10 protein-coding genes are annotated in these 14,660 nt (G+C 60.1%); 5 read left to right on the top strand and 5 right to left on the bottom strand.

Going from position 1 to position 14,660, the window contains the following annotated elements:
* Positions 1-54: 54 nt before the first annotated feature.
* The 3 genes from N1078_RS02365 to N1078_RS02355 all read right to left on the bottom strand — a co-directional run bounded on the left by N1078_RS02365 (position 55) and on the right by N1078_RS02355 (position 2,912).
* A complete protein-coding gene (locus tag N1078_RS02365; RefSeq protein ID WP_274086603.1) occupies positions 55-1,218 on the bottom strand; it encodes an isovaleryl-CoA dehydrogenase in 1,164 nt (387 codons plus the stop codon).
* A 29-nt stretch (positions 1,219-1,247) separates the two neighbouring features.
* Positions 1,248-1,649, bottom strand: a complete 402-nt coding sequence (locus tag N1078_RS02360; protein WP_274086602.1) for a MerR family transcriptional regulator — start codon at positions 1,647-1,649, stop codon at positions 1,248-1,250.
* Between the two features lie 330 nt (positions 1,650-1,979).
* A complete protein-coding gene (locus N1078_RS02355; protein WP_274086601.1) occupies positions 1,980-2,912 on the bottom strand; it encodes a LysR family transcriptional regulator in 933 nt (310 codons plus the stop codon).
* Between the two features lie 158 nt (positions 2,913-3,070).
* On the opposite strand from N1078_RS02355, the gene N1078_RS02350 reads away from it, so the two are divergent.
* Complete coding sequence (locus N1078_RS02350; RefSeq protein WP_274086600.1) at positions 3,071-4,300, top strand: acyl-CoA dehydrogenase; 1,230 nt, start codon at positions 3,071-3,073, stop codon at positions 4,298-4,300.
* 86 nt (positions 4,301-4,386) lie between these two features.
* Here the strand turns inward: N1078_RS02350 and N1078_RS02345 are convergent, their stop codons facing one another.
* Positions 4,387-5,769, bottom strand: a complete 1,383-nt coding sequence (locus N1078_RS02345) for a phosphate ABC transporter substrate-binding/OmpA family protein (RefSeq protein WP_274086599.1) — start codon at positions 5,767-5,769, stop codon at positions 4,387-4,389.
* A 105-nt stretch (positions 5,770-5,874) separates the two neighbouring features.
* Positions 5,875-6,690 carry an exodeoxyribonuclease III gene (gene xthA / locus N1078_RS02340; RefSeq protein ID WP_274086598.1) on the bottom strand — a complete coding sequence of 272 codons (816 nt, stop codon included), beginning with the start codon at positions 6,688-6,690 and terminating at the stop codon, positions 5,875-5,877.
* 143 nt (positions 6,691-6,833) lie between these two features.
* Between xthA and N1078_RS02335 the strand changes: the two genes are divergently transcribed.
* From N1078_RS02335 to N1078_RS02320, 4 genes are all read left to right on the top strand, one after another.
* A complete protein-coding gene (locus tag N1078_RS02335) occupies positions 6,834-7,475 on the top strand; it encodes a GNAT family N-acetyltransferase (RefSeq protein WP_274086597.1) in 642 nt (213 codons plus the stop codon).
* Between the two features lie 95 nt (positions 7,476-7,570).
* A complete protein-coding gene (locus N1078_RS02330) occupies positions 7,571-9,298 on the top strand; it encodes an autotransporter assembly complex protein TamA (protein WP_274086596.1) in 1,728 nt (575 codons plus the stop codon).
* Positions 9,295-12,963 carry a translocation/assembly module TamB domain-containing protein gene (locus tag N1078_RS02325; RefSeq protein WP_274086595.1) on the top strand — a complete coding sequence of 1,223 codons (3,669 nt, stop codon included), beginning with the start codon at positions 9,295-9,297 and terminating at the stop codon, positions 12,961-12,963. Before N1078_RS02330 ends, N1078_RS02325 begins: the two co-directional genes overlap by 4 nt.
* 293 nt (positions 12,964-13,256) lie before the next feature.
* On the top strand, positions 13,257-14,600 hold the full coding sequence (locus N1078_RS02320; protein WP_274086594.1) for an alanine/glycine:cation symporter family protein: 1,344 nt from the start codon (positions 13,257-13,259) through the stop codon (positions 14,598-14,600).
* The last annotated feature ends 60 nt before the right edge of the window (positions 14,601-14,660 follow it).

Raw genomic sequence — 14,660 nt, 5'->3', positions numbered from 1 at the left:
TGCTGGCTAGCGCTTGATGGGTATCGCTCTGCTCAACCCATCCTACGGTTTGGCTTATTTGGTTTCGTTGAATAGCTCGCGGCCGATCAGCATGCGGCGGATCTCGCTGGTGCCCGCGCCGATTTCATACAGCTTGGCGTCACGCAGCAAACGGCCGGTGGGGTATTCGTTGATATAGCCGTTGCCGCCGAGAATCTGGATGGCGTCGAGGGCCATCTGGGTGGCGCGCTCGGCGCTGTAAAGGATGACCCCGGCGGCGTCCTTGCGCGTGGTTTCGCCACGGTCGCAGGCCTGGGCCACGGCATACAGGTAGGCGCGGCTGGCGTTGAGCTGGGTGTACATATCGGCCACCTTGCCCTGGATCAGCTGGAATTCGCCGATGCTCTGGCCGAACTGTTTGCGGTCATGGATGTACGGCACGATCACGTCCATGCAGGCCTGCATGATCCCGGTTGGGCCGCCGGAGAGCACCACACGTTCGTAATCTAGGCCACTCATTAATACGCGCACGCCGCCATTGAGCTGGCCGAGGACGTTTTCTTCCGGCACTTCGACATTGTCAAAAAACAGTTCGCAGGTGTTGGAGCCGCGCATGCCGAGTTTGTCGAACTTGCTACCACGGCTGAAACCCTTCCAGTCGCGCTCGACGATAAAGGCGCTGATGCCGTGCGCGCCCTTGTCCAGGTCGGTTTTGGCGTAAATCACGTAGGTGTTGGCGTCGGGGCCGTTGGTGATCCAGGTCTTGCTGCCGTTGAGCACGTAACGATCGCCTTGCTTATCGGCGCGCAGCTTCATGCTGACTACGTCGGAACCGGCATTCGGCTCGCTCATCGCCAACGCGCCGATGTGCTCGCCAGACACCAGCTTGGGCAGGTACTTAGCCTTCTGCTCAGGTGTGCCATTGCGTTTTATCTGGTTGACGCACAGGTTGGAGTGCGCGCCGTAGGAGAGGGCGACCGAGGCCGAGCCACGGCTGATCTCTTCCATGGCGATGACGTGGGCCAGGTAGCCCAGGCCGGAGCCGCCGTATTCTTCCTCAACGGTGATTCCAAGCAGGCCCATGTCGCCGAACTTCTTCCACATATCCGCCGGGAACTGATTGTCGCTGTCGATGGCCGCCGCGCGCGGTGCCAGCTCGGCCGCGACAAAGGCCTGGGTCTGCTCGCGCAACATGTCGATGGTACCGCCGAGGGCGAAGTTGAGGGACGGGTAGCTCATGGTTCCACCTATAAGATTTGTTATTAGGTTTAGGAGGTAATCGATTGTTTTTTATCAGTTTCAGCCAAAGCAGCTAGGCAGCGTTCTTCGGCGGTATCCAGCTCTAGCTGCATCTGCTCAATGTCCAGCAGCTGTTGCTCGAGCTGGGCGCGGCGCTCGGCAATCTTGGCCATAAAGGTGTGCAACTGTTTGTGATTGCCATGTACGGGGTCGTACAGCTCGATCAGCTCCCTGCACTCGGCCAGGGAGAAACCGATGCGCTTGCCGCGCAGAATGAGCTTGAGGGCGACTTTGTCTTTGGCGCTGTAAATGCGCTCCTGGCCACGGCGTTCGGGGCTGAGCATCTGCTGCTCTTCATAAAAACGAATGGCGCGGGTGGTGATATCCAGCTCGCGGGCCAGTTCTGAAATGGAGTAGGTGACGACGGACATAGGCGATGGCTCTTGCTTACCTTTACGTTAACGTAAGCCTGGCTGGCGCTGTAGTCAACTGGCGCCCAGGCAATGCCGACTAGGCCGCAACGAGCGATAACTGAGTTGGTATTTTTTATAGCTTAAAAGTCGTTGGCTGACAGTGCTTTACGGTGTTTATCTAGAAAAGTTAGGAGGTATGGATTACCGCAGCCATTGCAGCTGCGCTCATTCATAAACACGCACAACCCCGGCCAATTGGCGCAAACCAGTTTGGCTGTGGGGTTGGCTAACGGTCTTGGGCGCAAATAAACAGAGCCTGGAGTGGCAAGCGCTCTTTATCCGAAGGCGTCAGGCCTGGGCCTTCTCGTTTTTCTTTTCCAGGGCTACGGCCTGCTGGGATATCTCGATGATCTGCTCGCGCATCCAGCGGTTGGCCGGGTCTTGGTCGGTGCTTTCGTGCCAGTACAGGTGGGTTTCCAGCGGCGTCATGTCTTTGATTGGCAACTCGACAAAGTGCAGGTCGTTACGGCGGGCGAAGCGTTCTGGCACGGTCATGGCCATGTCGGTGCCTTGCAGCACAGTGGTGGCCATCAGGTAATGCTGTGAGCGCAGGGCGATCTTGCGCTGGATGCCCAGGCGGCCCAACGCCAGGTCGACGTGGCCCAGGCCGCTGCGGCGGCTGGAGATATGGATATGGGTCAGGCCCATGTACTCATCAAGGCTGATTTTCTCCTTGGCCATGGGATGACCACGGCGCATGGCACAGACGTAGCGGTCTTCCATCAGCTTGACGTGGCGCACCTGAGGGTCGGTGTTGAGTGGTGCATCCACTGCGAAATCCAGACGGCCAGCGGCCAATTCCTTGGTGGTTTCACGGCGACGCGCGAGCATGCTCTCGATATTCACATTCGGCGCCATACGCCGCAGACGCTGGAACAACGGCGGCAGGATGATGGCCTCAGTGAGGTCGGTCATGCTGATGCGGAAGGTTTTGTTGGCCTGGGCCGGATTGAAAATGCGGCTTTCCTGCACGGAAATGCGCAGCTGCTGCAGCGCGTTGCGCACTGGACCAATAATGTTCTGCGCCATCGGCGTAGGCACCATGCCCTGCGCGGTACGCACGAACAGCGGGTCGTTAAAGGTTTCACGCAGACGCGCTAGGGCATTCGACACGGCGGGCTGGGTAATGCCGACAATCTGCCCGGCGCGGGTCAGGTTGGCTTCGGTATAGATGGCATCGAAGACGACAAAGAGGTTGAGGTCGACCTTGTTGAGATTCATGACGCGCGCGCTCCGCAGGTTGTTGTTATGGGTGGATCATATATCGGTGATGAATGTTTATACACGCTGAGAATAGATTAGATAAATCTTAATCCCTGCTCTAGCATCATTTCCACCTCACCTCATTCCCTAAAAATCAGCGTCAGAAGGTAGCCATCATGGATTTCGCCTACTCCCCAAAGGTTCAGCAACTGCGTGAACGCGTCACCGCGTTTATGGAGAGCCATGTCTATCCAGCAGAAGCCGTGTTTGAGCAGCAGGTCAATCAAGGCGACCGCTGGCAGCCCACCGCGATCATGGAAGAGCTCAAGGCCAAAGCCAAAGCCGAAGGGTTGTGGAACCTGTTTCTACCGGACTCTGAGCTGGGTGCAGGGCTGACCAATACCGAATATGCGCCCCTGGCCGAGATCATGGGTAGTTCGTTGATTGGTCCTGAGCCGTTCAACTGCGCCGCGCCGGACACCGGCAATATGGAAGTTTTGGTGCGCTACGCCAATGAAGCGCAGAAGGAGCAGTGGCTCAAGCCGCTGCTGGACGGCACCATCCGTTCGGCTTTCGCCATGACCGAGCCGGGCGTGGCCTCATCCGATGCCACCAATATGCAAGCCAGTGCGGTGCGCCAGGGCGATGAGTGGGTGATCAACGGCCGCAAGTGGTGGACATCCGGTGCGTGCGATCCGCGCTGCAAAATCATGATCTTTATGGGCCTGACCAACCCGGATGGCCCGCGCCATGCGCAGCACTCGATGATTCTGGTGCCCATGGATGCGCCGGGGGTGAAAGTGCTGCGCCCGCTGCCAGTATTCGGCTATGACGATGCACCGCACGGCCACGCTGAAGTGTTGTTCGAAAACGTCCGCGTGCCTTATGAGAACGTTCTGCTCGGTGAGGGGCGCGGTTTCGAGATCGCCCAGGGTCGCCTTGGCCCGGGCCGCATTCACCACTGCATGCGCTCCATTGGCATGGCCGAGCGCGCGCTGAAACTGATGTGTGAGCGCTCGATCAGCCGTACTGCCTTCGGCAAACCGCTGGCGCGTTTGGGTGGCAATATCGATCACATCGCCGACTCGCGCATGGAGATCAACATGGCCCGCCTGTTGACGCTGAACGCGGCGTACATGATGGACACCGTGGGCAACAAGATTGCCGCCAGTGAAATCGCCCAGATCAAGGTGGTGGCGCCCAACGTCGCGCTTAAGGTGATCGACCGCGCGATCCAGATGCACGGCGGTGCTGGGGTGTCTAATGACTTCCCACTGGCTTACTGGTACGCCATGCAGCGCACCCTGCGCCTGGCCGACGGCCCGGACGAAGTGCACCGTGCGGCCATTGGCAAGTTTGAGATCGGTAAGTACGTGTCCAAGGATGTGATGAAAGCCAGCCGTTAAGGCGCTTCAGCAACACAGCACAAGGCCCGCAATTGCGGGCCTTGTGCGTTGTGGGTTTACGCTGGCCTAAACCAGTCAGCTAGCTCTCAGTAGACCCAGACTTCTACCCGGCGATTCTTTATTCGGCCTTCGTCCACGCTGTTGGCGGCCACTGGCAGCTCATCACCGAGGCCGATGATGTCGCGGAATACGACTCCGCCTTTGCTTAGCTCACGGCGTACCGCCATGGCGCGTAACTTTGACAGCAACTCGGCGCGGGCCGGGTCAGCTTTGGCGTCACCGAAACCCACCAGTACCACGTTGCCCTTGAGCTTGTTTTGCGCCTGCAGGTAAGCCAGTAGCCGGTTCAGATCGCGCCGTGCCTTGTTGTCCAGGCTGGCGCTGCCTTCCTGAAAGCGAAAATTCACCGATAGGCGTTGGGCGTTTTGCGCCAGGTCCAGATAGCTGGCGGGCATATGCGCATGCGCGGGGATGTTCACCGCCTGTACGGTCTGCGCGATAAACCCACTCTGCTCGACAATCGCCTGGCCGCGCGGGCTATGGGCAAACTGCACCAAGGCACGGGCCCAGGGGTTGTTAAGCGCGGGCTGGTTATACAGAAACAGCCGGCGCGACAGCGGGTAATCCTCGGTGGCAATCAAGGTCAGGCTGGGCAGCATGGGTTGCGAGTCGCCGGCCGCGATGGCCAGGGCCTTGGCCTGGCGAATATAAGGCAGGCCGATAAAGCCGATACCGTTACGGTCTTGGCTGACCGCATCGGAGAGTTTCTCGCTGGATTCAAAACGCTTGGCGTTACTGGCCAAGGCTTTGCCATTGGCGCTCAGCACCAGCTCTTTAAAGGTGTCATAGGTGCCGGATTTGTCATCGCGCGCATAAATATTGATTTCGCCTGCGGGTGCACCGAACTGCGCCCAGTTGGTGATTTCACCTGCAAAAATCTGTGCCAGCTGCAAGGTGTTTAACGCGGACAGCGGGTTGCCCGGGTGCAGGATGATGGCCAGGCCATCGAGCGCGATGATCTGTTCAGCACCGGCGCTTTTAAGGTCGCCAAGGGCAAGCAGGCTGGTGGCTTCGCTGTCCTTGATGGGCCGTGATGAGGCCGCCAGCTCAGCACTTCCATCGGCCAATGCAGTGAAGCCGGTGCCCGAGCCATGGGCTGCGACCTCAATGCTGATGCTACGGCCATCGGGATGTGTGCCAGTGATGCGCTGCTCATTCTCCGCCGCGCCGGCTTCAATGCGAATGGCGCTTAACCCTTGCTCTTCAAACAGGCCTTTGACCAGCGCCGGGCCGAGCTTGGCGCCAATGGTGTTGGAACCCTGAATGCGCAACACGCTGTTGTTATCAGCGGCAATGGGCAGGGCGGCGAATACCGACCAGGGCAGGGCGTAGCAGATTGAGCCGAGTAACAGGAAACTGATGGTGCGAATCCAGGTTTCACGATCAGAAGCGGAATGGGTGCGCGGCATGCGACAAACACCTTGTATGGGTGAGTGAAAGTGCCGCGACGATAAGACAAATACGTGACTGCAATATGACAGTCACTTTTCGATATGAGCGCTCTAGCGCCGGGTTTATTCGCTCAATTCGAGCCAGATTGGAGCGTGATCCGAGGGTTTCTCCATGCCGCGCAGGTCGTAGTCGACACCGGCATCCTTAATTCGCCCCTGCAAACCCGTTGAGGCGAGAATCACGTCGATACGCAGGCCGCGCTTGGGCTCGTCCTCAAAGCCGCGGCTGCGGTAATCGAACCAGCTGAAACGGTCATTCACCGCCGGGTTGAGATGACGGAAGCTATCCACCAGGCCCCAGTTCTTCAAGGTGGCTAGCCATTCACGCTCTTCCGGGAGGAAGCTGCACTTGCCGCTTTTCAGCCAGCGCAGACGGTTTGGCTCACCGATGCCGATGTCGCAGTCTTCTGGCGAGATATTGATATCGCCCATCACCACCAGGGCTTGCTGCGGATTGAACTGGCTCACCAGCAAGTTCTGCAAATCCGCATAGAAGCGCTGCTTAGCCGGGAATTTGGTTGGGTGGTTACGGCTTTCACCCTGCGGGAAGTAGCCATTCATCACCGTGACCGGGTTGCCCTGGGCGTCGGCAAAGGTGCCATAGATGAAGCGTCGTTGGGCGTCTTCGGGATCACCGGGAAAGCCTTTGTGCAGGCTCAGCGGCGCCTGGCGCGACAGCAGGGCAACGCCGTAATGGCCTTTCTGGCCGTGGTAGTGCACGTGGTAACCCAGCTTACGGATCTCGGCTTCTGGGAACTGCTCATCCGCCACCTTGGTTTCCTGCAGGCCAATGACATCTGGCTGGTGCTTGTCGATCAGCGCGGCCAGTTGATGTGGGCGGGCACGCAGGCCGTTGATATTGAAAGAGACGATCTTCACGGGCGACTGTCCTGGGTGGCGTTCTGGAAAAAACGCGATGCTAGCCCATTGCGCGCGCCAGCGGCCAGCCTGTGGCGGTGGCTGATGCACGGTGCTAACGTGGCTGCAGGCCGAACACACTAAGAACAGCAGAGGTCAAGCAGATGCCCAACAGTCTCGCCGAAGTTCGCATGCTCGATAGTGGCTATGCCCGTGAAGCGCGCTCGCTGCTTTATCACGCCTACCGCCATGACCCCACGTTCGCTTACCTGTTTGAAGCCGAGCGCCCTGGTTATGATCAGCGTGTGCGCGCCACGGTGCGCGAGTTGGTGCAGCAACATTTTGCCGAAGAGCTGCCGGCCATCGGCCTGCTGATCGACGACCGACTGATTGGCATGGCGCTGATCGCACCGCCGCAGCGGCGTATGGACATTACCGAGAGTTGGGGCTGGCGCATGCGCATGCTGCTGACGGCCGGGTTTCGTTGCACCAAGCGCTACCTTGAATACCATGACGCGGTGATTGCCTGCCTGCCGCCCGGCCCGTATCACGTGCTGCCGTTGCTGGGGGTTCACCCGCAATACCAGGGCAAGCACCTTGGTGAGCAACTGCTCGAGGCGCTGCACAACTGGTGCGCTGAAGATGCCAGTTCACAGGGGGTGGTCCTCGACACTGGCAATGGCCACTACCTGGATTTCTACAAGCGCCAGGGCTATGAAGAGGTCGGTGAAGTTGCCATTGGCCCAGTCATTGAGCACGTGTTCTTCCACCCGAGCCCACAATTGGCCGTCAAAGCCAGTGCTTGAGGGTATGCCGGCACGGTGCAAAGATGCCGTGCCGCGCCACTAAAGCGCAGCCAGATGCTCTAAATCGGCCTCTGGCTCGTGCTAGCATCGCCTCCATGGCTGTTTTTTCTAACTTCTTTGCTGGGTTTTTCCTTCTCTTGCTGAGTGCTACGGCCCTGGCCGAAGCACAGCTGCGCGTGCGCGTTGAACCGGCCAATAGTGCGCTGAAAAGCAATATTGAAGGCTATATCGGTAGCCTCGGTGAGCGTCATGCCGAGGCCCTGCAGCGTTATCGTCGGGTGGCCGAGGGCCAGGCGGAAAAAGCCGCCCAGGCCTTGGGCTACTACCAGACGCAGATCACCACAGAGGTCAGCGACGGTGCCACGCCGCGGCTGACCGTGCGGGTTCAGCCTGGTGCGCCGGTGTTGCTGCGTGACGTGGTGGTGCGTGTTGATGGCCCTGCGGCGCAGTTGCGTGCCTTCCGCACCCCCGATGACCCGCAACTGCGCAGCGGCGCGCAGCTTAATCATGGGCGTTACGATGCGGCCAAGCGGGACATCCAGAACCAAGCCTCACGCTATGGTTTTTTTGCCGGGCGTTTCACTCAACAACGTCTGACCATCGACCCGGATGCCGGGGTTGCCGATATCGAGCTGGTCTATGACAGTGGCCCGCGCTACCAGCTCGGTGCCGTGCGTTTTCTTGGTGACGCGCCCTTCGATGAGAAACTGTTGCAACGCATGGTGCCGTTCCCGGCTAATTGCCCCTATGACTCTGCGCTGATTGCCAAGTTGTATCAGGCGCTGCGCTCCAGTGGTTATTTTGAGTCGGTGCAGGTGGATGCCAACCCGAGCAGCACGGCGGCCGAGCAGATTCCGGTCGAGGTTCAGCTGCAGGTGCGTAAACCCCGCAGCATGGGGCTGGGTGTGGGGTTTTCCACTGATGTCGGCCCGCGCGGCAAAGGTAACTGGACCCGGCACTGGGCCAACCCGCAGGGGCACAGTTATGGCGCGGAGTTCGAACTGTCGGCCCCGCGGCAGAATGTCGGTCTGTGGTACGACATACCGCTGGACCCACCGCTGACCGATAAATTGCGCGTGGCCGGTGGCTATCAGGCAGAAGATTTAGCCGATACCGACAGCAGCAGCCGCCTGTTGACCTTCGGCCCGGAATGGCACAGCAAACTCGATAGCGGTTGGCAGCGGGTGGTGTCGCTTATGTGGCGGCACGAACAATACGATCTGGGTGACGACGCCGGTACCAGCACACTGTTAATGCCCGGCATCAGCTACTCCTACCTGCAGAGTGACAATCAGATCGACCCCAATCACGGTTACCGCCTGCAGCTGGATCTGGCTGGGGCTGCTAAAGGGTTGCTGTCCGACGCCAATGTGCTGCACGGCAATGTTCAGCTCAAAGGGCTGACCACCGTATTCAAACGTCACCGCTTGCTGGGCCGGGTGCAAGTGGGCGGTACGGAGTCCAATGGCTTTGCTCGGGTGCCACCGTCGCTGCGTTTCTTCGCCGGTGGTGACCAGAGCGTGCGCGGTTATGACTACCAGAGCCTGTCACCGGAAAATAGCCAAGGGGACAAGGTGGGCGGCCGCTATCTGTTTACCAGCAGCGTGGAATACCAATACAGCCTGACCGAGCGCTGGCGCTTGGCGAGTTTTGTCGACCAGGGTAATACCTTCGATTCGTTACAGCTCCCGTCGCTGAAAAGCGCTGTGGGCGTTGGCGTGCGTTGGGTCTCGCCACTCGGTCCGTTGCGTCTCGACTTGGCGCACCCGCTGGATGATCAGGGCGGCATCCGCCTGCACTTTTCCATGGGCCCGGAACTGTGACGCGCCGGCTGCGCTATGGCCTTTACGGCTTACTCGGGGGGCTGCTTGTTGTGTGCAGCGGCCTGAGCCTGCTGCTGGGTACGCAGGGCGGCAGCCGCTGGTTACTGGAGCAGGTGCCGGGCTTACAGGTCGAGGGCTTTAACGGCCGCTTGGCCGGGCGCTGGAGCGCGGCAAACTTGCGCTGGCAGCAGGGGCAAAACAGCGCGCAGCTGATCTCGCCGAGCCTGGCCTGGTCGCCTGCCTGCTTGCTGCGCCTGACGCTGTGCATCGGACAGCTGCACAGCGGGCCGATCACCTTGGAGTTACCAGCAGATGAGCAGGCCAGCAACGAGCCATTCAGTCTGCCAGACCTGAGCCTGCCCCTGGCGTTGCAACTGGGTGATGTGCAGATCTACAGCCTGCAGCTCAACGGCGTCGAACAGCTACGGGCCTTGCAGTTGGCTGCACGCTGGACGGCGCAAGGTATCCAGCTCGATAACCTCAGCCTGCACGCCGCTGACCTCGACCTGGCTCTGCAAGGGCAGGTGCACACCACGGGTAACTGGCCCTTGCAGCTCAGCGGGCAACTGCAATTACCGGCGCCTGAGCAGCAAGCCTGGCCTGTAACGCTTGAGCTCAGCGGCGAGTTACGTGAGCGGCTGCAACTAAGGGCGAGCAGCAGCGGTTACCTGCAGGGCGAATTAAGCGGCTGGCTGCAGCCTTTGGTAGAAGACCTGCCTGCGCAACTGCGCTTGCAGGTCGCAGCCTTTAAGGCCAGCGCTGAACTGCCGGACAGCCTGACTCTTGAGCAGCTTGAGTTGACGGCCCAGGGCGATTTGCAGGCGGGTTATCAGGTTATCGGCAGTGCCAGTTTGCCGGCCGTCGAAGGGCCTGTGGCTTTGGCGCTGGCGGGTGTGGTCAAGGCTGACGGTGCGGATGTCAGTAACCTCAGCCTGACTGCCAGCCCTGAGCAGCAGGTAGAGCTCAGCGGCGAGCTGAACTGGCAGCAGGGCCTGAGCCTGGACAGCCGCTTCACATGGCAGAACTTCCCCTGGCAGCGCCTTTACCCACTGAGCGAGGCGCCGCCCGTGGCGCTGCGTACGTTAAAAGGTGAGTTGGCCTATCAGGCTGGCAATTATCTGGGGCATTTCGCCGCCGAGTTGGATGGCCCAGCAGGCGCGTTTAGCCTGCAAAGCCCGCTGAGTGGAGATCTGCAGCATCTGTACCTGCCCGAGCTGCGCCTGCAGGCCGGGCAGGGCCGCGCCGAAGGTCAGGTCAGCCTGGGTTTTGCCGAGCAACTGAGCTGGGATGTACGTTTGCTGTTGAGCGAGCTTGACCCGGCCTATTGGCTGGCCGAGCTGCCGGGCAACCTGGCCGGCCCTGTGAACAGCTCCGGGAGCCTGCTTGATGGGCAGCCCACACTCAGCGCCGATATCGACCTCAAGGGGCGCCTGCGCGGGCAGCCGGCCACGTTGCTGGCAAAATTTGCCGGCGGTTTGCAGCAGGGCGAGCTGAGTGCGTTGGACGTGCGCCTGGGTGATAACCGTATCAGCGGTAAAGCGGCCTTGCAGGAGCAGCTAAGCGGCCAATTGTTGTTGGCGATGCCGCGCCTGGGGCAACTCTGGCCTGGTTTGCAGGGCCAGCTCAGCGGCCAGCTGGACCTGGCCGGCAACCTGCAAGCGCCTCAAGGCCAATTGCAGCTGCAAGGTCAGCGTTTGGCCTATGCCGACCAGCGTCTGCAACAGCTCAGCCTCGATGCGCGCCTGAACCGTGTCCAGCGCGGCCAGTTAACCCTGCAGGCCCTGGGCATCCAGCTTGGCGAGACTGATCTGGGCCGCCTCGATGTCACAGCCAATGGCGATCAGCACCAGCAAAGCCTTGAGTTGCAACTGCAAGGCCCCTTAGTGCAAAGCCAGCTGGCGTTGGCTGGCCAACTGGATAAAGGCAACTGGCGCGGCAGTCTCAGTCGCGGCCAGGTGCAAAGTGGTGGTCAGGACTGGCGCCTGCAACAGCCGGCTTCACTGGTGCGCCTGGCCAGCGGCCAGCTTAGCCTCGGCGCGCATTGCTGGCGTTCGGGCAACGCCAGCCTGTGCGGCGGTGAGCAGCGCCTGTTGCCGGAGCCTAAGTTAAGCGTTCAGCTCAGTAATTTGCCGATGGATAGCCTGGCGCCGTGGTTACCCAAGGATTTCACCTGGCAAGGGCAACTCAATGGTCAACTGCAGCTTGAACTGCCAGCCAGCGGCCCGAATGGTCGCCTGCAGCTGGATGCTGGCAGCGGCATCTGGCGTGTCCGCGATCAGCAACAGTGGCTGGAGTTCGCCTATGACAGCCTGCGCCTGAATACCCAAATTCGTCCGCAACGCATCGACAGTTCACTGCTGTTGCGTGGCCCAGCTATTGGCGAGCTGGCCCTGGACGCCACGCTTGATCCGCGTCCGGCGAGCAAACCGCTGTCTGGCAGTTTCCGTCTCAACGGCCTGGACCTGGCACTGGTTCGGCCCTTTGTGCCGATGGTTGAGCGTATCGCCGGGCAGCTCAATGGTGCGGGCACGCTGTCGGGTGGGCTTTTAGCGCCGCAGATCAACGGCAACCTGCGCGTCAGCAATGGCGAAATCGCTGGCGGCGAATTGCCCATGAACATCGAACAGCTACAACTCCAGGCCCGTATTGAGGGCGAACGATTACTGCTGGACGGTGATTGGCGCAGTAGCGAACAGGGCCAGGGCAGCCTTAACGGCGAGCTGAACTGGGCCGCTGGTTTAACCGCAGACATGCAATTGCGGGGTAGCCGGCTGCCGGTGGCGGTGGAACCTTATGCGGCGCTGGAGGTTGAGCCAGACTTGCGTTTGAGCTTGCGCGATGAGCAGTTGTCGGTGGCGGGCAAGGTGCTGATTCCCAGCGGCAAGATTGAGATCCGCGAGCTGCCGCCCTCAACCGTGCAGATTTCCAGCGATGCGCATGTGCTGGGGCGTGACCGTGCGCAGCAGCAGCCCACGGCGATTGCCATGGACATTGATGTCGAGGTTGGTCAGGAACGCCTGACCTTCAGTGGTTTTGGCTTGAATGCCGAGCTGAAAGGCCGTGTGCACATCAGCAATGACCTGGACACGCGCGGTGAGTTGAGCCTGAATAAAGGACGTTTCCGCGCCTATGGTCAGCGCCTGAATGTGCGCCGCGCGCGCTTGCTGTTCGCCGGCCCCATCGACCAGCCGTTTCTCGATATTGAGGCCATCCGCCAGGTTGATGATGTCACCGCGGGTCTGCGCCTCAGCGGTAATGCCGCGCAACCGACCACTGTGGTGTTTTCCGAGCCGGCGATGAGCCAGGAGCAGGCGCTGTCCTATTTGGTCATGGGTCGTCCGCTGGGGCAGGGCGGTGGTGACAACAATATGCTCGCCCAGGCCGCACTGGCCCTTGGCATGGCCGGCAGCGCGCCGCTGATCAACAACCTGGCGCAAGGTTTGGGGATCAGCGATTTCCAGCTGGATACCGAGGGTTCCGGGGTGACCACCAGTGTGGTCGCCAGCGGTAACTTGTCTGAGCGCCTGAGCCTGCGCTATGGCGTGGGGGTGTTTGAGCCGGCTAACACCATTGCCTTGCGCTATGAACTGAGCCGCAAGCTCTATCTCGAGGCTGCCAGCGGCCTTGCCAGTTCCCTGGATTTATTCTATCGACGGGATTTTTAGCCGCTGTTTGTGCGGACAAACGCTGGATTAAGCCAGTTAATTCGCGTTTAAATTGCGCACCGCGCTCAAAACGTCTGAGCGTTGAAATCTAAACGGTGAAAATCACTATCACAGTCTCCCTATACTGGCTGCCGCTGAGCACTGGGCAGCCGTTGCGCTGACTGGTATAGCCCGATTCGCTGTTTGCCCGCGCACCAACCCGGCTCGCGTTTGCCTAACAGCGTTGCCTACCCGGCAATCGGATAAGCGATGGGTACCCACCTCGCGTTCACTAAAACAATAAGGAAATGAGCATGGAATTCGTCAACACCCTGGTTAATCAACTCAATGGCGTGGTCTGGGGGCCACCCATGCTGGTGCTGATTCTCGGCACCGGCCTGTTCCTCATGCTGCGCCTTAAATTTATGCCGCTGAGCAAGATCGGCGCTGGCTTCAAACTGATGTGGCAAGGCCGCAAGAAAGGCGATGAGGAAAGCGGCGAAATCAGCCCCTTCCAGGCGCTGATGACCTGCCTGGCTGCCACTGTGGGTACCGGTAACATCGCCGGTGTGGCCACCGCGATCTTCCTCGGTGGTCCGGGCGCACTGTTCTGGATGTGGTGCACCGCATTGGTCGGCATGGCCACCAAGTACTGCGAAGTGGTACTGGCGGTGCACTACCGTGAGAAGGACAAGCGCGGCGAGCACGTTGGCGGGCCGATGTACGCGATCAAAAACGGCCTGGGCAAAAAGTGGCTGTGGCTGGGTACGGCATTCGCCATTTTCGGCGGCTTTGCTGGTTTCGGTATCGGCAACATGGTGCAGGTCAACAGCATGGCCGCGGCCCTGCAAACCACCTTCAACGTACCGTTGTGGGCCACCGGTTTGGTCACCATGGTCTTTGTTGGCCTGGTGATCCTTGGCGGTATCAAGCGCATCGGTAAGGTCGCTGCGACCCTGGTGCCGTTTATGTGCGTGGCCTACATCATTGCCGCGTTCGTGGTGCTTGTGGTGAACGCCTCTGAGATTCCAGCAGCCTTCGAAATGATCTTCACCTATGCCTTTAGCCCAGCCGCTGCCACCGGTGGTTTTGCCGGTGCAGCAGTTATGGCGGCGATTCGCTTCGGTGTGGCACGCGGTATCTTCTCCAACGAAGCGGGCCTGGGTACTGCTGGTATCGCGCAGGCGGCCGGTACCACCAACAGCCCGGTGCGTTCGGGGATGATCGGCATGCTCGGGACCTTTATCGACACCATCATCATCTGCTCGATGACCGGTCTGGCGATCATCACCTCCGGTGTATGGACCAGCGGTGAAAGCGGTGCGGCACTCTCGGCGGCGGCCTTTGAATCGGCCATGCCGGGCGTCGGTGGCTACATTCTGACCATTGCTCTGGTGGTGTTTGCCTTTACCACCATTCTCGGTTGGAGCTACTTCGGCGAGAAGTGCTGGGAATACATGGTTGGCACCAAGTCGATCATGCCGTTTCGCATTCTCTGGGTGCTGGCGGTGCCGTTCGGTGCGATTGCCCAGCTGGATTTCGCCTGGTTGGTGGCCGATACCCTCAACGGCCTGATGGCGATTCCTAACCTGTTGTCGCTGATACTGCTGAGCCCGATCGTGGTCAAACTGACCAAGGATTATTTCGCTAAAAATTGATGTGCCGTATGACTGAGCAGGGTAGTCTGACTTTCTGGTCAGTTCTCCCTGCCCGTCTTC

This window comes from Pseudomonas sp. MIL19, from assembly GCF_028680365.1.
GTDB classification, from domain to species: Bacteria; Pseudomonadota; Gammaproteobacteria; order Pseudomonadales; family Pseudomonadaceae; genus Aquipseudomonas; species Aquipseudomonas spirodelae.
The sequence above is the reverse complement of the archived record's forward strand: the minus strand, read 5'-3'. Positions and strand labels throughout refer to the sequence as shown.